Raw genomic sequence first — 19,755 nt, forward strand, 5'->3', positions numbered from 1 at the left:
GCTCATACCTGGTGCAGCGGATCGCGCATCATCGAGGCGAAGACCGGGGAGTCCTCGAACGGCTGCTGTTCGCCGATCTTCTCGTAGCCCCAGCGCTCGTAGACAGTTTGGACCTTGCCGTCTCCCGCCTTCGGATTGACCAGCAGCGTGACCCGGTCCTCCTCTCTGCCGGCCAGAAGTTCCTCGTGGATGCGGAGGGCGAGGCCGGTCCCGCGCCATGCGCGCCGGACCACGATCTCGTTCAGCGCGAGCGTGCGCTTGCCCGTCTCTTCCGTGTACCCGTCGGGCAGTGGGGTCGTCATGGCTCGCCACCAGCGAGTGCCGGGGCCCAACGGGGTGGCGTACGCGAAACCGGCGGGCTCGGTCCCGTCGTACGCGATGACTGTCTCCCATCCCGGCAGCGAGCTGTGTCCTGTCAGGCGCTCGTGGAAGCGGTCGGCGGAGTAGAAGGGGCTGGTGAGGCCCAAGTCGCGCTGACGGACCTCGACATGGATGTCGACGATCGTCCGGCGCACGGGCTCGACGGCTGTGTGGTGGCGCAACTCAAGGCTCACAGGAGCTCCGTTTCGAACCACTCGCGAGTGGCGGGGGCGTCGGGGACGAGGGCGTGGAGGCGGTGTCCGAAGGTGTTCAGCAGACGGGCGGTGCGTCCGTGTCGAGCCTGAGCAGGGATCTTGTTGGCTGTGGGCACGGCGAGGTCGGGCTCGTGCTGGCCGAGCTGCGCGTGGGCGAGGTAGGCATGGGTGAGGGCCCGGTTGCGTTTCAGGTCCGGCCGAAGTGTCGCAAGCGTGTGGTGAGCGTGTGCCTCTGCCTCTTCCCACAAGCCGAGCGTGGCGCTGGTCGTCAGGGCGAGGAGGTGGAACTCGGCGGAGTCGTAGAACCGCAGCCACGCGGGGCGTTGCGCCCCCGCCTCAGCCCGGCTCAGATTGGTCTCGGCGACGCCGAGGGAGCGCAGGGCGGCCTGGCGGTCGCGGAGATCGGCGTGGTGCACGGCGGCACGCGCGTGGGCGAGAGAGGCGTAGAGAGGGTCGCGGGCGGCACGAGTACGTTTTGCGGCTTCGTCGGCCGCGAGAGCATTGGCGTACTGGCCCTGATGCCGGTAGTACGCCCCAGCGTGTCCCCAGACACGGAACTGGATTGCGGAGTCACCGGAAAGGCCGGCGAGAGCGATCGCCTCGCTCAGATGCTGACGGGCCTGGTCGAGCCGCCCGCCGTCGATCGCGGCCCACAAGGCGGAGCCCGTGAAGGCCGCGGCAAGGCCGTAGAGCTGACCGCGTACGCGCTGTGAGGCGGGTCGTGTGTCCTGGAGGTGCAGCACACGTTGCGACCAGACGAGTGCTGCCGCCTCGACCTGATGGGTTCCGCCTGCCTTGTTGTCGTTGGCGATGATCAGTGCGAACTGGGCGGCGAGCCGGTTCACATCGGACTGACCGATGCGCCCCGACAGGCTGGAGGAGCCCGCGATGGGCGCGAGGGCGGAGGCGGAGGCGCTGGTGAGGAAGGTTCGGCGGAGCACGGGCTCCTCCTTGTGGTGCCGACTGCTTTCGGGTGTTGGCTGTTCGACCGAAGATCTGGCGTGGGGAGTGAACCCCAGCTCGATCGTCGTACACCCGAATACTGCCTCCAGTGCCAGTCGTTGGCGGACCTGTGGCCATCGGGTTCTTCCCGTCGCCAAATTGTGGATCGTGCGGACGGAGACGGTTCCTTGCCTGCCGGTGACCTGCTCGATCGCCCTGTTGATCGCCTCCGCCAACTCTTCCTGCGTGAAGCCGAGTTCGCGCATGCGCGCCTTGAACTTCTCGTTCGCCTCCGCCACGCGACCACCGTAAGGGCGGGATGCCGTGCTCATCCTGGCGCGAGTAAAGGAAGGGTCAGTTTTTCCGGTTGAGCGCGGAGTGCGCGAGCACGGTCTTTCCTGCCGATCAGCGCCGCTCCTGCCGTTCACTGAGTGTCACAGCATGAACACGACCCATCAAGGAGAATCCGTGGCCCACACGAAGCCGCACTGGATCACCGCTACTCACCCATGGGGAGTCGGCCGACTGGCCCCCTATCCGACGACGGTGAAGCTGCCGTTCGCCACGGTCACGGTCGATCCGGCCACGCAGACCGGCGTCTTCCGCGACCATCGGGGCCAAGTGGTCGAGATGGGCAAGCACGGCACCAGCTCCGGCACCGAGACGTCCACCTCCACCAACCTGGACTCGCAGCCCGATCAAGGACACGACCAGGACAGCAACAAAGACTGATGACCGTGACCGAGGAGAGGCCCGTGCTGGTGGCCACCGAGGAGAACGACATCACCGCCGACATGGTGATCACCCACCTCAACCGGCGCGGCGTGCCGGTGGTCCGTTTCAACCCTGCTGACATCGGTCTCGACCTGACGGTCACAGCACGACTCGGCAGCTGCCCGGCCTCGGTGGCCGGGCACATCCGAACTCCATCGCGTACGGCCGGCCTGGAACACGCGCGAGCGGTGTACTGGCGCCGCCCCGTCTGGCCGGAATTCGAGCACCTACGGGACGTCGACGCATTGTTCGCCGCCGCGCAGGTCCGCTACGGACTCGGTGGAATCCTGTACGCCTTACCGGGTTGCCTGTGGGTCAATCACCCACTCAGGAACGCGGCCGCCGACTACAAGCCCGCCCAACTGGCACTCGCCCACCGAATGGGCCTCACGGTTCCGCCCACGCTCGTGACGAACGACCTCGACGAGGCGCGTCGGTTCATCCGCGAACACCGTGAGGTGGTCCACAAAACGCTGCGATGGACGCCGTACCAGCGAGACGGTGTCGGCCTCACTTCGTGGGCGGAGCCGGTTCGCGCAGAGGAACTGGACGACTCCGTCCGCGTCACACCGCACCTGTTCCAGGCATGCGTGGACAAGGTCGCAGATGTGCGAGTTCTCATCGTCGGACGGCGGGTGTTCGCCGTACGCATCGACTCCGGCCTCTTGGACTGGCGCAAGGACTACGGCCGGCTCAGGTACGGCGTGGTAGACCTGCCGGACAGCCTGGTGAAGGCCCTTCTCGCCTACCTCGACCACCTCGGTCTCGTCTCTGGATCCTTCGACCTCGCCCTGGATCACGGCGGCGAGTTCCACTGGCTGGAGCTGAATCCCAACGGCCAGTGGGGATGGCTGGAGGAGAAGACCGGACTGCACATGGCCGCCGCGTTCGCCGACCTGCTCACTCAAGGAGAAGAAGATGTCTCTGTCCGATAGCGCTCCACAGCGGCGCGCCCTCGCCGACCGGCTGGAGGCCGCCGGAATCCTGAGGAGTCCCCAGTGGCGTGCAGCGGTCGAGACCGTCCCGCGTGAGCTGTTTCTGCACCCGGGTGTGTTCCTTCCTGTGGATGGCGGACGCTGGCGCCCGATCAACGCGCTCGGCACGGACGCGAAGGAGTGGCTCGACACCGCGTACAGCGAACAATCCCTGGCCACCCAACTGGACGGCTCCCTGACCGCCGACCAGAGCGCCGACTTCGTCACCGGGACTCCCACATCGTCGTCCACCACACCCGTGACCGTGATCGGCATGATCGAGGACCTGGAGCTCGAAGACGGCCACAGCGTGCTGGAGATCGGCACCGGCACCGGCTACTCCACCGCTCTGATGTGCCACCGCCTTGGTGAGGACAACGTCACCACGGTCGAAGTGGATCCGCAGGTGGCCGCCCGTGCGGACGCCGCGCTGGAGGGGGCCGGATACTCCACGTGGACGGTCACCGGTGACGGCCTTCTCGGCCACCCGGCCCGGGCTTCCTACGACCGAGTGATCGCCACCTGCGCCGTACGCCGTATCCCCTACACCTGGGTGCGCCAGACCAGGCCCGGCGGCACCATCCTCAGCACCGTCGGCTCCTGGTCGTACGGCACCGGCCTGGCGAAGGTCGCCGTGAACGAGGACGGCAGCGCCGAGGGGCGGATCATCGGACGCTCCTCCTTCATGCACGCCCGCTCACAGGCATCACTTCCGCTCGCCGGGGACCTGTCTGCCCGCACTGCCTACCCGGACACGGAACGTCCGGTGAAGGTACCGCCCACCCTGCTGGACGAGTGGATGCCGGCCTTTCTCGCTCAACTCGCCGCACCGGCCGCCCAGCTCGTACGCGCCACGGGCAGCGACGGCACCCTGGCGCTCTACCTGTTCGACCCTGACCGCGAGGCGTTCGCGGCATTCACGGAGGCCGCCTCCGGCTGGACGGTCAGCCAAGGAGGCCCCGTCGCGCTGTGGGACGACATCGAACAGGCCCTCATGAGCTGGCAGGACGCCGGGCAGCCCGACATGAGCGCGGTACGGCTCCACATCACAGACCGCGTGCACACCTACTGGATCGGCGGCAGGAAGATCACGACCAAGCACCGCTCGCACTGGATCGGGGAGAGTCCTTTGCTGCGATGGGAACACAGGCTTGCCTGATCCGGTCGGCGACGAGGCTGATGCGACTACGACACCTGGCTGAGCACGGGCCGGAAGGATGTGGATCTCACCTCGGAATGCTGGGCACCCTGGGTCGACCTGCTCTCGCGAGCGGCGGCCCGAGGTGGGTTCCTGCGAGGCAGTCCCCACCTCGTCCGGACGCGCGGAGTCCCGAGCTCGATGTCAGTGCGGGCTCCTAAGCTTGTGTCATGGACGAGACAGGGATGGTCATGGGGGAAGCTGTCGGACGTGCTTGGTCGTTCCTGATCGCAGGTGAGGATCGACAGTTCCAAGGAAACACCGGCTACGAGGACGTCGTCGAGGAGTCCTACAGCTACGACTCCACCGTGGGTAACCATCGACGTGTTGCACTGGACGACCTCGTTGTGGTCCGAAGTGGACGTGAAGCTCTCGGTATCGGCTACGTCGAGCAGCTGGAGATCTTCCCGAACCAGGAGAAGCTCCGGAGCAGATGCCCTGGTTGCGGGAGCACCGGCTTCAAGGAGCGGACCTCTACGCTCCCCAGATTCAGGTGCAGTCCGTGCGGAGAAACATTCGACGACCCTTCGACCGAAACGATAGAGGTGACCTCCTATCGGGCCCATTACGGAGGAACCTGGCAGGCTCTTGAGGGCTGCCTCGAAAAGACCCTGCTCTCCGAACTCAGCTTGACCAATTCCGACCAGCAGTCGATCAAAGCCCTGGACTACTCCGGGGTCCTTGCGGCCGTGGCCTTCAGAGGCGTCCGACTTCCTCGCAGGAGACCGGCATCCGCCGTCACTCGGCCTCGCCCCTTCGAGCTTCCTGGCGGGCGCCGGCGGACAACGGTGGCCGTGCGACGGGGGCAGGATGCGTTCCGCCGAGCGTTGGTCCGTCGATACGGGATGATCTGCGCGGTCACGGGGCCTGCTCCCGCGGAAGTACTCGAGGCTGCCCACCTCCGCTCCTTCGCGATCACGGAGCGGCACAGAGAGGAGGAAGGCATTCTCCTCCGCTCGGACATCCATCACCTCTTCGACAGCGGCCTCCTGGCCATCAGGCCTGAAGACTTCATCGTCCAAGTCGCCCCGAGCCTCGGCGGCTACGCCATGTACAGCGAACTGGACGGCACCTCACTACGGATCCCGAACACGGACCTGATCGACCGGAGCGCCGTGGAGGAGCACTATGCGTCGACCGTGGCGACTTGGTGAGGGGCACTCTGCGAGATGATCTGAGGAACCCTCAGCCGTCGGCATCCTGCCTGACAGCACGTATGAACGACAACCAAGCCCCGCTTCGGACAGCGATCCGAGCGCCTGCCGCACGCTTCGAGTCGCGAACAAGCGCGCCGTCGTCCGTGAACGCGCACTCGACGCACTCCCCTCCCGCACCGTTGCTGTACGACGACGTGAACCACGTCGGCCGGCTGTTCTGGCTGGGCGCTGCAATGCTCACCTTGCGTATTCCTTCAAGACTGTTTCGATCAGGTGGGCCGAGCGCTGAGGGCTCAGGGCGGCGGCTCGCAGGCCGTCGAACGCTCGGCTGTACTCACGAACATGATGCTCGCCCTCCAGGTAGACGGCATCGGTGATGCCGTCCCGATAGACGATGTCGGGATCCTCCTGTGCGGGAAAGCCCAGCATGGTGAAGGAGCCCGTGGTCGGATAGGTGCCGGAGTCGAAAGGGAGGACCTGAAGGGTCACGGCGGGCAACTGGGCAGTGCCCAGGACGTGTTCGAGCTGGTCGCGCATCAGGGCACGGTCCCCGATGACATTGCGCAACGCCCCTTCGTTCACGATGAACCAGGCTTCGGGGGCGTCGGGCTGCTTCAGCAGAGCCTGACGCTCCATGCGTACTCGTACGGCCCTGTCGATGTCCTCGGCGGACATGTGCGCGCCGGTTTTGTGGAGCTCGGAGGTGTAGGCGTGGGTCTGCATGAGGCCGGGCACCAGCTCGCACTGGTACTGGCGGAAGGTGGAGGCCTCCTGTTCCAGGCCGATGTAGATGTTGAACCACTCCGGTACGCCTGAACCGTGAACCTGCCACCAGCCGCGCATCTTGGCCTGCCGGGCGAGCGACTTGAGAAACTCGCGGAGCTCGTCGCTGGTGCTGTAGAACCGGCACAGGGCGTCGATGTCCGACGGCTGCACCCGACCGCTGCCCGTCTCCATGCGGTTGACCTTGGAGCCGCTCCAGTCCAGAGCCGCGCCGACCTGGGCGCAGGTGAGAGTGGCCTCCTCACGGAGCTTCTTCAGCTCGTACGAGAGGCGACGACGGCGTGCCGTGGGCGATCCGGCCATTTCAACCCCGTTTCGGATAGCGGGCGTTCAGTCTCACGCCAAGGGACGTGCTTGCCAATCACTCGGAAGTGGGAATCTCGCTGTGCACATTGCATGAAGGGATCCGCCGGCTGCACTCTGATGGCGATGCAACTCATCGTGACGCCACGTGACAGTGCGTGGCTTTCCGGGGTGTCACCTGCGACCAGAGGGGTCTTCGTGGGACAGGAAGCCTGCATGACGCGCAAACCGTGGGACCTGGCCTTCACAGCCGAGCCGAGAGAGGTGGCGGCCCTGCGCCGGGTCATGCGGCTGCACCTCGGCATCTGGGGTCTGCACGACGTCACTGACGAAGCCCAGCTCTGTGTGAGCGAGTTGGCGTCCAACGTCATCACGCACGTCGGCCCCGGAACACCGGCCACACTCGCGGTGTCGATGAACGGGGTGCATCTGCGTATCGAGGTCCACGATCCCGATACGCGCGCCCTGCCCACCCTCCTGGCCGCGAACGTCGACTCGGAGGGTGGGCGAGGCATGGCCCTCGTCGACACGGTCGCCGCCCGCTGGGGCGTGCAGCTTCGGCTCGACCGGAAGGTCACGTCGTGTGAGCTGGAAACGGGCCTTACGTCCCCGAACGGCCATGTGGAAGGCCCTGGTGTGCGGCGGGCTGAGGCATTGCTGGCGCTCTACCCGGGTGTGAAGCCGCCCCTCCAACGTGGCCCGGGAAGACTGGGAAGGGCCGTGGTCGAGGACTCGGTGATCACGGCCATCGCGGACTTTCTTCACTGGCTTCGCGCCCACGGTTGCGACGTGGACGAGGCTTTGGATCGTGCTCAAACCCGCTACGACGCCGAACTGAACAGCTGAGGATCACGGCCTCGCCGTGCGCGGCGAGCGGGAGTGCATCGTGCAGACTCCTGGTACCCCGCCCTGGGGAGGATGGGCTTGCATCAAAGGCAATCCACTGCTCGTCGGTCCCCGCGTGCATGGATGCAGAGGCAGGGACCGGACCGTGGCGTCAGGTGACGTGCTCCTCCCTGCTTCTGCCGAGGCGGCGGCGGTCGAGAGCGTCGTTCGCTGTCGGGGCCCACGGCCTGCCGGCTGTCACTGCGCCAGCACTTTCGCGAAGAACCCCAGGTGCGGATCTTCCGGAGTTCCGACGAGCAGCGCCCGGTCCAGCAGGACGTTGTTGTGCTCGCAGCTCGTCTCCGGAAGCATCACGCATGCGTGGCAGGCGGCCATGTTCGTGCCACCGGTGCCGGACACTCCGCTCTCCATGCAGAGGGGGTCGGAGGAGCACCACTCGGCACGGAGGACGGCCGAGCGGACCGCACGGTCCAGCAGGTGCGGTTCGCCCTGTGCGACCAGGCCGCCGAGACTGCCCGCCGAGTCGCTCGTCGCCGTGTAGATCAGGACCCCGGCCATGTCGTCGTCCGCGTACAGACGCTCGCGGAGCGCCGCCGCCGGGTACCCCGCCTCCAGACTCCACTCGTTGATGAGCACATGGGCCAGCGTGTGGAGCAGCACCATGCGGGGGGAGGCAGGGGACCGGACGGCCTGGCGGCGGTCGCCCGCCCGCTCCTCCAGCACCCGCTGATGGGCCGTGCGCAGACGTTCCGCGCGAGCCGCCACGCCGACCGTCCGCTCCCAGGAGCCGAGCCGTTCCTCGTCCAGACGGAGGAACACTCCCTCGCCGTGGACCTCCATGGCCGGGAGCCACGGCACGGGACCGCCGGCGAGCGGCATCTCCTTCGCCTCGGTGGACGAGTCGGGGTCGGCGAGCCGGGTGAAGGCCTTCAGCGCGCGCACCTCGCGGAGCCGCTTGACCAGCATGGGGTCGGTCACGCCGAGCGGTTTCAGCACGGCCGTGTCGCCCACCGGGGGTTCGCAGAGGAACTGCTCGTCGTGCGTGTGCTCGCTGTCTTCGTTGCCTGCGCGGAGACGCTCGTACTCCTTGTTCCGCAGAGCGCGATAGCGGTGGTCGAAGGTGGGAGCTGTGTCGCCGTCGGGATCCTCCTCGCGCTCCGCGTCCAGGAGCGTCATCACCACTTCCAACGGAATGGGTGTCTTGCCCTTGAGGACGGCCTTCAGGTACCCCGCCACCTCACTGCGGTCGGCGCACTCGCGCAGCGAGTCCCAGTGCTCGGCCAGCGGGTCCGAACGGCCGTCGCTCCAAGGCGGGATGGACAGCGCCGACTTCAACACCGGCTGCCATACGGTGGAAGAGCCGCGCTGGAGGGTGCGCAGGGGCAGCCCACACGCCTCCTTGGCCGAATCGCCCAGCCAGGGACGAGCGCCCTGACACCTGAGACCGAGGTCCTTGAGCGTCTCCTTGCGGAAGGAGCCCTCCATCGAGACCTCGGGCTTCGGGGCGCAGTCGCAGGAGACGACGATCGAGCGGAGCGAGGACGTACGACCGGACGAACGCAGCCTGAGCTGCCCGCCGCACCGCCCGGCCTTGGTCCCCGGCTCGGTGGACCGGTGGACCCAGTGCCAGTACGGGAACTCGTCGAGGTGCCCGTCCTCGCAGGCGACGACGAAGCGGGAGGGGACCAGGTCGACCTCGCAGGTGCCACAGACGCTGCGCCCCTCGGGCGGGTTGAAGTCGCGGTGTCGCTGGAGCTCGTCGCAGTCGGGGCAGGAGTGCATCTGGGGGAACCGGCGGACCCGCATGCCGTCCTTGCTGTCGTCGGCGGACGCGGGCGGCAGCCGGAAATAGCCGACGCCGAGCAGGCGGGCCAGACGCCGTTCGTAGATCCGGGGCGCTTCGTCCGCCCGCCAACTCCTCTCCGCGTCGTCCAGACCCGAGACGACGAAGGACTCCTGGTCGACCGCGATGAGCGAGCCGACACCGTAGGTGGTGATGGCCTGGGCGCGGCGGACCGAACCCCGCCGGGGCAGGTTGTGGGCGGGCGCACCGCTCTGACCCGTACGGCGGCGGCGGGCGGGGGGCGGGGTCATCGGTTTCCCTCCATGAACAGTGCGGACTCGGCGTCGACGTCGCGCAGGCTCCACAGCGTGGGCCATGCCTCGCGGTCCTCGGTCTCGTCGTCGTACGACTTCAGGATCGACGGGGAGCGGCTGCCTCGCTGAGGTTCGAAGAGCAGGCCGCTGTGGACATCGGCCTCTTTGCACCACCAATCCACGAACTCGTCGAACGCCCTGGACACGGCGGTGATCTCCTTGCTGTCGACGGTGCCGGCGCGGTCGAGGACGATGTCCTTCACCTCGTTCCTGAGCACCGCCTCGTACGACTCCACCTTGGCGGCACCGTCGTTGGGGCGGGCGGCCGGGATCAGGATGCGGGCCAGGGCCACGATCACCGCGTGCAGGCCCCGGTCGCGGGAGCGCGCGGAGAACGGGGTGACCGAGGTGGACTCGACCTCCCGGTAGAGAGCCGAGTGGAAGTGCTGGAAGCTCTCGTAGTGTGAACGGTCCCGGGAACGGGAGGAGTTGAGCATGACCGCCACCAATCCCGGGTGTGCGCGCCCGACGCGGCTGGTCGCCTGGATGTACTCCGCCGTGGTCTGCGGTTGGCCCATCACGGCCATGAGACCGAGCCGGTCGACGTCCACACCGACCGCGATCATGTTGGTGGCCAGAAGCACGTCCACCGCGTCCTCGTCGGGGTAACGCTTCTCGATGCGCTTGAGGCGGGTCGGGATCTCGCTGGCGTCGACGCGGCTCGTCAGCTCCGAGTAGTTCGGGATCGGTCGGACCTCCCTTCCCTCGCGCTCGGCGAGCAGCTCCAGGTACGCCACCACGTCGTCGTGGACCTGGAGTTCCGCGGCCGAGAGCAGTCGCAGGCTGTTGAAGTAGCCGACGAGGCTCCAGTACGTGTCCTTCACCCCGTCGTCGTCCGTGTCCGCGTGCATCGCCCGGTGCAGCAGGGTGGCGTACGTACGGATCAGCAGCGTGGACTGGCTGGTGCCGGGTGCCAGGAGGCCGACGTAGCGGCGACTCGCCTTCTCCTCGCGAGGGGTCTCCACGGCGAACCAGGAGTCGCGGGAGTCCAGTCCGGCAGGGGGAAACTGACGTACTCCGCGGGCGAAGAGGTGCTTGCCCTGGTCGGCGGCGCGGCGGATGGTCGCGGTGGACGCGATGACCTTGGGCTTGTTCGCGAGGGCGTCCACGGCCGTCTCGTAGAGGCCGGTCAGGGTCCCCAGCGGTCCGGAGATCAGGTGGAGTTCGTCCTGGACGATCAGTTCCGGCGGCGGAGTGGGGTCGGTCGTGTCGTCCCGGTTGAACAGTGCCGCGGTGGCCGGGCGCCACGGCATCGAAGCGAATTTGTCGACGGTGGCGATCACCAGCGTCGGCCGGGCGGCGTACACCGCCTCGTCGACCAGGTGGACGGGCAGGCCGTCGGCGAAGTCGCAGCGCTCGCCGGGGCAGCGGACGAACATCCGTGCGGCCTCGACGTCGGCGTCGTAGTCGCGCGCGTCGAGCCGCTCACCGCACCACGGACAGGCGTGCAACTGGACGGGATTCTCCTTGGCGAGGCTCTTGCCGAGGTTCCGGCGCAGCTCGACGAGCTTCTCGTCGGCCTTCTCCAGCGTGTTGGGAGTGGCCGAACGGCCGACCCACATGCCGACGGAAAACTCTTCCTCACCCAACTCGGGTTCGCGACGCCTCAGTTGTTCCATCGCGCAGAGCAGGATCGCCGCGCGCTCGAACTGCTGAAGGGTGAGCAGACGAAGCGTGTACCGCATGATCACCGTGACTCCGGCGCCGGCTGCTCCCTTACGGATGCGGCGCAGGAACGACGTGAGTGCGATCAGGCCGAGATAGGCCTCCGTCTTGCCACCACCGGTGGGGAACCAGAGCAGGTCGGAGAGCGCACGGTCGTCGTGGCGGGGGTCGTCGATCCCTGCCAGACACAGCAGCACGAACGCGATCTGGAACGGGCGCCAGCGCCCCTTGGTCAGGTCCGGCGTGCCGATCCGTCCCTTCCGCACCCAGTCGCTGCGGGCGCGCTGATCGGCCATGGCACGGTTGGCCAGGCGGAACGCCCGCATCACGTCGGGCTTGGTCCGCAGCAGCTCGATACCCTCACGGATGCGTCCGAGAGCCTCGTGGCAGGCCCTCACCTGATTCCGCGCGGCCTCATCGTGCTGGGTGCCGGCCAGGGCCTCGGCCTCGGCTCGCTTGCGGTCGATCCACCGCTCGTACCCCGAGGCGAGACCTTCCAGTGCGGCCAGGATCTCGGCGTCGGGCTTCTCCGCCAGTCCCAGCATGGACAGTGTCGAGCTGTCGATCTCAGGGTTGGAGTCGGTGAGCAGCACCTCCACCGACGGTACGAACTGGCTGCGCACCTCGGGCACGCCGCCCTCATGGGTGTCGGTCACCCCGATGGGCGATGGCGTCCACTCCCATTCCGCCGAGCAGCCGTGCCCGACGGCGAAGGTCGGCGCGTGCCGGTGCAGCAGCCGGCTCGTGGCGACCTCCGGGTCGTGGGAGGTCGTCCTCGCGGAGCGTTCGACGAACGCCGTGGAGCCGTCGGCGGCGCGGACCCGAAGGCCACACTGGAACAGGGAGAACGCGTCCTTCAGGTCGTACTTGCCGACCTGCTCCGCGTTGATCAGGGTCACCGTGACGCTGACCGCCCCCGACCGCGGGTCGGGGCGACGGACGATCGCGTGCAGGTCGAGCTTCCTGTCGGTGTGCAGCCGGGCCCGTACGCCGCTGCCCGGCACGGTGACGTCGATCGTGTGGTCCGGGAGATCGAGTTCCTCCCGCCGCCAGTGCTCACGCTGGGCGGACAAGGTGCGGGCCTCGGCCCTGCGCGCTTCGATCGGCCTGCCGTCCGTGTCGGTCGGACGGTAGGCGGCGGCGCGCGTCGAGACCACGATCGTCCCGCTTATGTCCGGGTCGACCGCGAAGGTCAGGCCCATGGACGAGGGGCGACGGTCCCCCGGCCGCCCCGGGTCACGCTCCGCGCCGGACTCCTCCACGCTGTCGCGGGTCAGCACGGGCGGGGTGTCCAGGCCGTCCTGCTCGGCGGCCTCCTCATTGCGCGCTTCCGCCGCGCCTTTGTCCGCCGAACCCGGGTACAGAACCCCGGTCGGGTACCGGTCGATGGGCGTGTCCTGGGTGAGGATCTCCTCCCGGTCGTCCTTGTCCGCATCCTCGGCAGGGCCGAGGAGTTCGCGGCGGAGCCCCACGAGGAGGTCCTCGTCCCGCACGCGGTAGTGCTCGGAGTGCCCGTACGCCCCGTTCGTCACGTGTTCTGCTCCTCGTCGTTGTCCGTCCACCGGTACCGTCCGACGCCGGTGATCCTGGGGGCGATCCACACGCCCCGGTCGCCGAGACCGGCGTTGGCGCCGGCCGCGGTGCTGCCCGTCACGGTTTCCGTGGTGTCGATCCGCAGGCCGTGGATCTCGGTGGGCCAGGAAGGCTCCCACGTCCTGTTCACCTTCTGCACCCGGAACAGGTCCTCACGGAACCGTCGCGAGGCCTCCCCGATCTCCCGCCCTTCGTGCAGCAGGGCGTAGGGCGGGCTCTGCGACTCGCCCATGGGCATGTCGTGCCGCTTGCGCAGTACAACGGAGTGCCCGGGAGCGACCTGCTCCAACAGGTACCTCTGCACGTCACCCGCGTTCCCCTCGGGGCCCGGCGGGTCGTCCCGATCCACGTCGCCGGCCTCGGCGACGATGCCGAATCGCTTGTACGACTGCCAGCCTCCGAGGTAGCGCCGGCCGTCGCCCCGCTTCCCCGTCCGCCCGAAGTGCGGCAGCTCCGGGGACTTCACGTGGTACAGGTCCTGTCGGGCGCGGGTCATCGCCACGTAGAGGGCACGCGCCTCGGCGGGCAGGTCCAGGTCGTCCGTGTACCGCCGGGCGAGTTCCTCGGTGCTGGGAGGGGCCAGGAGGATCACCCGGTCGAACTCCAGCCCCTTGGCCCGATGGACGGTCGAGACGACGATCCGGGCGGTTTCGGGGTCGGCCGCCTCGTCGGGGAATCTGCCCCCCGCAACCGCGTGCCGCAGTCGGCCGAGGTCGAGCACGCCCCGCGCGGACCCGCGGGCCACCCTCCGCAGGACGGTCCACAGCGTCGACGCGTCCGGCTCGAACGGCAGGGGGATCTCGCCGAGCATGGTCCGGAACCGGTCCTCGGTGAGACCGGTCGCGTCTGCACGACGCAGCAACTCGCCCACCCAGTAAGGAACGGGACGGTCTTCGAGCGGACGTCTCAGCCGGTGCTCGACGCCGTGCGCGTGCAGCAGTTCGGAGACCACGAGAGCCTCCCTGTTGTCGCGGGTGAGGACGGCGCAGGTGTCGGAGAGGTCGCGCAGACCGTCCAGAGCGAACTCGTCGGTGAGGTCGCCCATGCCGTTCACCGGGTCGAGGAGCAGGTCGCGCAGTTCGTCGTAGAGCACGCCGGCCTCGTCCCGCTCTGTGAGCCGCTGGAGACGCGGGCCGTACGCCAGCGCCACCCGGGCCTCGTCGGTGGTGGCCCGGAAGTTGCCGGTGAGCTCGAGCTCCACCAGGTCGTCGGGGTAGGAGACGCGCAACCAGTCGAAGAACCGGCCGGTCTCGTCCAGCCGTTCGTCCGGGTCGGCGATCTGGAACCCGTACACGGACTGGGCCATGTCCCCGACGACCGTGAAGCCGCAGCTGTCCCGGTAGCGGTCGAGCAGTGTCTCCACCAGCTCGCGACGCACGCCCAGCAGGTCCTGCACCTCGTCCACGACGACATGGGAGGGCGGATCGGAGTCGCCGATCTCCAGCGCTCCCTTCTCGACCGCGTCCACCGCCGCCGCGATCCGCTCGTCGAAGCTCGTGCCTCCCCATTCCCCGTCCGGGAAAGTCCGGTCGAGCACTCCGTACGCCCAGGCGTCGAAGGTCTGCGCCCGGACCCGGCGGGCCCGCTCGCCGTGCCGGGCGATCCGCTCGCGCAGTTCGCGGGCGGCTGCACGGGAGAAGGTCAGGACCAGGATCTCGGCGGCCTGCAACGACTCCTCCGGGTCCTCGTGACCGCACAGCGCGTCCAGTCGGCGCACCAGGGTGTGCGTCTTGCCGGCCCCGGCTCCCGCCGTCACCAACACCCGCGAGTCCCACGGCTGTTCGACGACCTTCCGCTGCTCCTCGGTGAGCGGGGGGCTGTCCAGATAGGCGTCGGTCACTTACGGCTCCAGAGGTGCTCGAACTGGTTGAACGCAAGCTGGGTGTCGAAGTTGGCGATGTTGTCGCTGACGTTGAGGATCAGGCAGGTGGGCTTTCCACCGTTCTTCGGGCCGCGCAGGCCGCGACCGATCATCTGCTGGTAGACGTTGGTGCTGTAGACCGGGCGGGCCACCACCACGACACGGGTGGCGGGAGCGTCGAACCCCTGAGTCAGTACGCCGTAGTTGGTGAGCACGCGAATGCGTCCCTCGCGGAAGTCGTCGATGCGCCTACGACGGTCCTGCATGCTGTTGGTCGAGTCGACGGCTGCGGAGGGCACGTTCCGGTCGTTCAGCAGGGCGGCCAGCGAGTTGGCGTGGTCCACGGAGGTCGCGAACAGCAGGGTCGGCCAGTCCTCGGGGAGGCCGGCCACCTCCTCGACGATACGAAGACTGCGCGCGTGGTCCTCGACCAGGCGCTGTTCGGCCGAGCGGGAGAGCACGGCCATGCGGTCCGCCTGGACCTTCTCGTCACTGGTCAGCTCGATGCTGCCGCCCTCCAGGGTGCGGTGCTCGACCTGGGCGAGCATGCCCCATTCCTGGAGGTCCCGGTAAGGGTCGCCCGAGGGAAAGACGCCTTCGTCCAGACGTCGCCGGCCGAAGCGGCCCACCAGACGGCTGGTCTCCTCCTCGTTGGTGTTGCGGAACGGGGTGGCGGTCAGACCGAGCAGATGCCGTCGGGTCTCGTACTGCGTGAGCCCCAACTCCCCGAGAATGGCGGTGTATCGGGGCGAGATCGCGGTGTGCGCCTCGTCCACGATCACCAAGGAGGCCTTCCGCAGCCAGTCGTAGGCGTCGCCGTCCAGGCACCGCTCCAGCTTGGCGTCGGTGGCCACCACCAGGTGTGGGTGCCCCTGGACGTCACCGGCCTCGTTGCCTCCCCAGAGCCGACTGATGGTGAGTGGACGCTCCGCACCCACCTTGCCCCATACGAACTTCCAGCTCTGCACAGCCTGCTCGCACAGCTCCTCGGTCTGCGCGATCCACAGCAGCGGCCCCTCCAGTTCGCCCACCCGCTTCACCCAGCGGATCACGGCCTCGGCGGTGACCCGGGTCTTGCCCGCGCCGGTGGGCAGCGAGAGCATGGCCCGCTGCGGCGCCAGTCGGTCGAGCAGCGTGGTGATGTTGCGGACCAGATCCTCCTGGTAGGCGTGCAGCGCGGGGAAGTCCCGCGGCCCGTCGACCGTCTCGGAGGCGGGCGGGGACGGTGTGCGGGAACCCGCGAAGGTCATCGGCAGCCCGAGACCGGACACGAACGAGATCGCCGCCGCCGAACCCCCGTATCCGACAGGTGCGTTGGGGAAACGGACTTGGATGTCACGGGCGTGGTGGTGCAGCACCCTGTCGCCGCGCGCGTTGAATGCCATCTGCGCGACCCGGTGCGCGGAAGGCTCCGTGCCCCCGGTCGCTTCCGCCTCCGCGTCCAGCAGACCGTCCGGCAGCCCCGAACGGAGAGCCTCGGTGCCGATCAGCAGCTCGATCTTGGTGACCACGTCCGTCGCGTCACGCACGGCCTTCACCGCGGCCTGGGCCGCGCTGTCCCGGGCCATCTGTTCCTCACGCTCCAGAACCGTCCGGCAGCCGCTCGCGCCCAGTCCGAGTTCCAGTTCGCGGTCGATCAGACGGAGCATCGGCTCCCGCTCCAAGGGGACCAGGACCTTGACCGTGGTCCCCTGGCGGATCGCGTCCAGTGCGCGAGACTTGGTGCCGTTGTCCGTCCGGGTCACCTCCTCCAACTCCGTGCACCGCTGCACCAGACTGCCGCGATGGGCGCTGCCGAGCCGCTGGCGCAGCGCGGGGTACAGCTCGACGAGCGGGACCGGTTCGCCTTCCGGGACCTCGCGGGTCTCACGGGTGATCGCCCCCGTGTAGGACTTCATGCCCCACTGTTCGATCATCAGCTCGGCGTCGGCCGCCGTCCCCATGAGCAGCGCGGGGAGCTGCTCCGCGCGCAGGGCACGGTACTCGGCCGCGCCGACGGCGACGACGATCTCGTCGTCGGGACGGGTGCTCCAGGTGTCTCCGATCCGACAACGGGTCAGGGAGTCCTCGGGGAAAGCCGCACCCAGCCGGGTGAGCATCACGTACGTGTTGCCGACGAATCTGTCGTCCTCGCTGCGGGTCAGTTCCAGCAGCAGCGGTGCCCAGCGTTCGGCCGGCACGTCGTCGACCGTGGTGGGCAGCCGCAGCTTTCGGGCCTTCTCGGGGGACAGGTCGGCCACCGGCAGGACGTCGCGGTAGGAAGCCAGCTGAGGTCCGACCGCTTCGGCCAGCGGCTTGACGCCCTGGGAGGTGAGGACCGTGCCGTGCTTCCTGAGCATCCAGCGGATCGGCGACTCGACGGCCTGCCGTGTGCTCGACTGTGCGCCGATCTGCCGCGTCCAGTTGTCCACCACGGCGTCGTCCGGCAGGGCCTTCAGGAAGGCGGCGCGGGACTCCTCCGACAGCGACGGGAACAGGTGCAGCGGTCCTCCGATGGGGGCTCCCTCCACCTTCAAGCGGTTGAGGGTGGGCCGGGGGGCGCGCTTGTCCAGCCCATGCAGGTAGGTCGCGTGGACCGCCTCCCGGTACTCCTCGAACCAGGCCTCGCCCTCGGGCCGCGCCGTGGTGGGTCGTTCTCTCGGGCCCACCTGGCGGAAGACGGCGAGGTCGTCGGAGTGGAAGCGCATGTCGACGGCGATACGTGGGTCACGTTCGGCGCTCACCACCGCGCCCGGCAGCATGCAGTCGCGCAGCGGACGGAACCTCCCGTCGGCGGTGCGCACCCGCAAGGTACGGGGGACGTCCGGTACGTGCTGGAGCACGGTGTCGATCAGCCGGTGTCCGCCGGCCTGACGGAAAAGATTCCAGAAGCGCTCCCAGTCGGCGTCGCCGTAGCCGTCGAGGCCTCGGTCGAGGACGCTGACGAAGCGGCCCTCCACATCGGCCTCGCGGATCCCGAGCGCGTCGAGGGCGGAGGCGAGTTCGGGGTCCTCGGAGATCTCGGGTGCCACGTACACCAGGGACTCGCGGGGCCCGTCGTCGTCGGCGCGACGGAACACCTGACCGGGGACGGGCGGCACCAGGCCGTGCTCCTCGGTGAGCACGACCCTGGCCTTGCGCGCCTCTTCGACGTACGGAGAACCCGTCCGGACCATGTCCGCGAGAATGCGGACGGCGGTCGCGGACGCCACCGCGGAGCCGTCCGGGACCAGGGCCTCCAGCCACTCGCGGACGCTGGATCGCTCGTGCTCGGCTGCGTCTAGAACGTGCTGGACCTTTCCCGAGCGAAGGATGTTGACCTCCGCCGAGGGGTGCAGCCAGTTCGAGGGTCGACCGGGCGTCTCGTGCCACATCCGTGCCCAGGTCGTGTGGTGGTCCTTGTCGAGGCGAGGCGGGATCCGCAGTTCGGTCGGAACGCGCAGTACGCCGTCCTGATCGGGGAGCGAGGGCCTGCCGGCCGCCCGCTTCCAGATCTCCTGGGTCAGGAAGTCGTCGGCCCAGCTGATCGATTCCTTCGTACGCCCGGGCAGGAGAGGGAGGTACGCGGCGGGATCGTCGGCCGGTGACAGGCCCGGCAGGGAGTCCACCACCAGTGCGGCGGAGACCTTGATCATTTCCTCGTTGAACGCGGAGGAGTCCAGCAGGTTCTGCCGGTCCTCGTTGGTCTTCCACGCGCCGTTGAGGATGCCGCTCAACGACATCTCGTACTTGGTGGGGAAGAAGGACCAGAAGCGGCCACGTCCCCGGGACCGACTGATGCAGAGCCCGCTCTCCGGGTCCTTCTCGAACGCCGGCACCGCCCACGCGAGTTCGAGATCGAGGCGGTCGTGCAGTTCACCGGCATCGGCGCGGGCCGCCCGGCCGGGCTCGTGCGTGGCGGTGAAGACCCGCCACCGGGTGTCGCGGGGCGACCTGTCCGTCCGTTCCTCCCGCACCGTGTGCAGATTCCCGTCCCGCTCGGTCGAGAGCACGCGATGGGCCGAAGGAACCGTCCTGCGGTCCTCCAGCACCACCCGCGCCACGTGCGGGGAGAGGAGCTGGAACCCGAGCGGGAACTCCTCGCGGCTCGTCCCGGCGGAGGTCTTCCCCCCGTGCATGTCCAGCGCCAACCTGCCGGCGGCCCCGGGGAGCAACGGCAACCGTACGACGGTGCTGGCCCAGCCGAGCAGCTCGTCGAGCACGGGGTCCGCCGCCCGCTCGACAGCCGCGTCGAGCGGGCGGGCCATCCGGAGCACCGGAGCCTCGAACCGGTCGCCCAGACGTTCCAGGACACCGGGGACCGAGCGGATCTGTTCGCGTGCCCATTCGCGATCGAACCCGAATGCACCGGAGGTACTGAAGAACTGAGGGGCGTCGGTGACCACCAGAACGGACTTGACCCCTACACCGAAGCGGCCGATCTGGCCACCCCTTTTACGGGACATGCTCATACGGAGAATGGTTTCGGCGCCCTCGGCCGTCACCGGTGAACCCTCGTTGGCGCAGTAGAGGTGGGTGGTGGTGAGAACCACATGAGTGGTACCGCCGGGCTCGTCCGCGATTTCGTCGGCGGCGTTCTGGACGAGCTCGAACAGCTGCCGATCTCCGTACCCGCCCTGGGTGATTCGGCGCTCACCGTTGGCGTGCTCGGGAATCAGGCCGGGGTCGACCTCGTATGTCTGGAGAACGCGCGATGACTGTTCCAGGACGGTGGCGATGACCAGCGATACCGGCGACGAGGGTTCGGACACTGCTTCTTCACGACTCCTGCGGTGGGCGGGATGACGAAATCAGGAAAGCGGAAAGCAACGAGACAAATCTGCTCTGAAATGTGCAGGTGAGGATGGCTGGACCGAGTTGCCTGCGGGGCTCCGGAAGGTCGGTCGAGGGATTGTCCCGGGCGACTCTTGAGGATTTCGGTGAATCCTCGAAAGGAGTGTCAGGACTC

The 19,755-nt window shown here is 68.3% G+C and carries 13 protein-coding genes; 5 read left to right on the forward strand and 8 right to left on the reverse strand.

Annotated features, from left to right (window positions below; translation table 11 throughout):
* Positions 1 to 2: 2 nt before the first annotated feature.
* Both ACWCPF_RS03465 and ACWCPF_RS03470 read right to left on the reverse strand, forming a co-directional pair.
* On the reverse strand, positions 3 to 554 hold the full coding sequence (locus tag ACWCPF_RS03465; RefSeq protein ID WP_451043255.1) for an N-acetyltransferase: 552 nt from the start codon (positions 552 to 554) through the stop codon (positions 3 to 5).
* Positions 551 to 1,816 carry a helix-turn-helix transcriptional regulator gene (locus tag ACWCPF_RS03470; RefSeq protein ID WP_451043256.1) on the reverse strand — a complete coding sequence of 422 codons (1,266 nt, stop codon included), beginning with the start codon at positions 1,814 to 1,816 and terminating at the stop codon, positions 551 to 553. Before ACWCPF_RS03470 ends, ACWCPF_RS03465 begins: the two co-directional genes overlap by 4 nt.
* Before the next feature lie 169 nt (positions 1,817 to 1,985).
* Here ACWCPF_RS03470 and tgmA point away from each other — a divergent pair, with 169 nt between their 5' ends.
* The 4 genes from tgmA (at position 1,986) to ACWCPF_RS03490 (ending at position 5,617) form a co-directional block, all read left to right on the forward strand.
* Positions 1,986 to 2,249, forward strand: a complete 264-nt coding sequence (tgmA, locus tag ACWCPF_RS03475; RefSeq protein WP_451043257.1) for a putative ATP-grasp-modified RiPP — start codon at positions 1,986 to 1,988, stop codon at positions 2,247 to 2,249.
* Positions 2,249 to 3,226 (forward strand): ATP-grasp ribosomal peptide maturase, encoded by a 978-nt coding sequence (gene tgmB, locus ACWCPF_RS03480; RefSeq protein ID WP_451043258.1) that lies wholly within the window; start codon positions 2,249 to 2,251, stop codon positions 3,224 to 3,226. The genes tgmA and tgmB overlap by 1 nt, the downstream gene beginning before the upstream one ends.
* Positions 3,210 to 4,424 carry an ATP-grasp peptide maturase system methyltransferase gene (tgmC, locus tag ACWCPF_RS03485; RefSeq protein WP_451043259.1) on the forward strand — a complete coding sequence of 405 codons (1,215 nt, stop codon included), beginning with the start codon at positions 3,210 to 3,212 and terminating at the stop codon, positions 4,422 to 4,424. The genes tgmB and tgmC overlap by 17 nt, the downstream gene beginning before the upstream one ends.
* A gap of 209 nt (positions 4,425 to 4,633) precedes the next feature.
* Positions 4,634 to 5,617 carry an HNH endonuclease gene (locus ACWCPF_RS03490; RefSeq protein ID WP_451043260.1) on the forward strand — a complete coding sequence of 328 codons (984 nt, stop codon included), beginning with the start codon at positions 4,634 to 4,636 and terminating at the stop codon, positions 5,615 to 5,617.
* A 31-nt stretch (positions 5,618 to 5,648) separates the two neighbouring features.
* On the opposite strand, the gene ACWCPF_RS03495 is transcribed toward ACWCPF_RS03490, so the two are convergent.
* Complete coding sequence (locus ACWCPF_RS03495; protein ID WP_451043261.1) at positions 5,649 to 5,861, reverse strand: DUF397 domain-containing protein; 213 nt, start codon at positions 5,859 to 5,861, stop codon at positions 5,649 to 5,651.
* Positions 5,858 to 6,706, reverse strand: a complete 849-nt coding sequence (locus tag ACWCPF_RS03500; RefSeq protein ID WP_451043262.1) for a helix-turn-helix domain-containing protein — start codon at positions 6,704 to 6,706, stop codon at positions 5,858 to 5,860. The genes ACWCPF_RS03495 and ACWCPF_RS03500 overlap by 4 nt, the downstream gene beginning before the upstream one ends.
* 216 nt (positions 6,707 to 6,922) lie before the next feature.
* Between ACWCPF_RS03500 and ACWCPF_RS03505 the strand changes: the two genes are divergently transcribed.
* A complete protein-coding gene (locus ACWCPF_RS03505; protein ID WP_451043482.1) occupies positions 6,923 to 7,552 on the forward strand; it encodes an ATP-binding protein in 630 nt (209 codons plus the stop codon).
* A 237-nt stretch (positions 7,553 to 7,789) separates the two neighbouring features.
* Here ACWCPF_RS03505 and drmB read toward each other — a convergent pair whose 3' ends face one another.
* The 4 genes from drmB to ACWCPF_RS03525 are packed head-to-tail and all read right to left on the reverse strand — an operon-like array spanning position 7,790 to position 19,558.
* Positions 7,790 to 9,646 (reverse strand): DrmB family protein, encoded by a 1,857-nt coding sequence (drmB, locus tag ACWCPF_RS03510; RefSeq protein ID WP_451043263.1) that lies wholly within the window; start codon positions 9,644 to 9,646, stop codon positions 7,790 to 7,792.
* Positions 9,643 to 12,906 (reverse strand): helicase-related protein, encoded by a 3,264-nt coding sequence (locus ACWCPF_RS03515; RefSeq protein ID WP_451043264.1) that lies wholly within the window; start codon positions 12,904 to 12,906, stop codon positions 9,643 to 9,645. The genes drmB and ACWCPF_RS03515 overlap by 4 nt, the downstream gene beginning before the upstream one ends.
* The gene (locus ACWCPF_RS03520) at positions 12,903 to 14,807 is read right to left on the reverse strand and encodes a UvrD-helicase domain-containing protein (protein ID WP_451043265.1); all 1,905 of its coding nucleotides are present in this window, start codon (positions 14,805 to 14,807) and stop codon (positions 12,903 to 12,905) included. The genes ACWCPF_RS03515 and ACWCPF_RS03520 overlap by 4 nt, the downstream gene beginning before the upstream one ends.
* Complete coding sequence (locus ACWCPF_RS03525) at positions 14,804 to 19,558, reverse strand: DEAD/DEAH box helicase (RefSeq protein ID WP_451043266.1); 4,755 nt, start codon at positions 19,556 to 19,558, stop codon at positions 14,804 to 14,806. The genes ACWCPF_RS03520 and ACWCPF_RS03525 overlap by 4 nt, the downstream gene beginning before the upstream one ends.
* Positions 19,559 to 19,755 lie beyond the last annotated feature (197 nt).

The sequence above is a fragment of the Streptomyces sp. NPDC001858 genome, from assembly GCF_053594615.1.

Bases quoted from the DNA above. Each gene is read 5' to 3' on its own strand.
- tgmB (WP_451043258.1), top strand. From the start codon at position 2,249: ATGACCGTGACCGAGGAGAGGCCCGTGCTGGTGGCCACCGAGGAGAAC.
- tgmC (WP_451043259.1), top strand. From the start codon at position 3,210: ATGTCTCTGTCCGATAGCGCTCCACAGCGGCGCGCCCTCGCCGACCGG.
- ACWCPF_RS03490 (WP_451043260.1), top strand. From the start codon at position 4,634: ATGGACGAGACAGGGATGGTCATGGGGGAAGCTGTCGGACGTGCTTGG.
- ACWCPF_RS03500 (WP_451043262.1), bottom strand. From the start codon at position 6,706: ATGGCCGGATCGCCCACGGCACGCCGTCGTCGCCTCTCGTACGAGCTG.
- ACWCPF_RS03505 (WP_451043482.1), top strand. From the start codon at position 6,923: ATGACGCGCAAACCGTGGGACCTGGCCTTCACAGCCGAGCCGAGAGAG.
- drmB (WP_451043263.1), bottom strand. From the start codon at position 9,646: ATGACCCCGCCCCCCGCCCGCCGCCGCCGTACGGGTCAGAGCGGTGCG.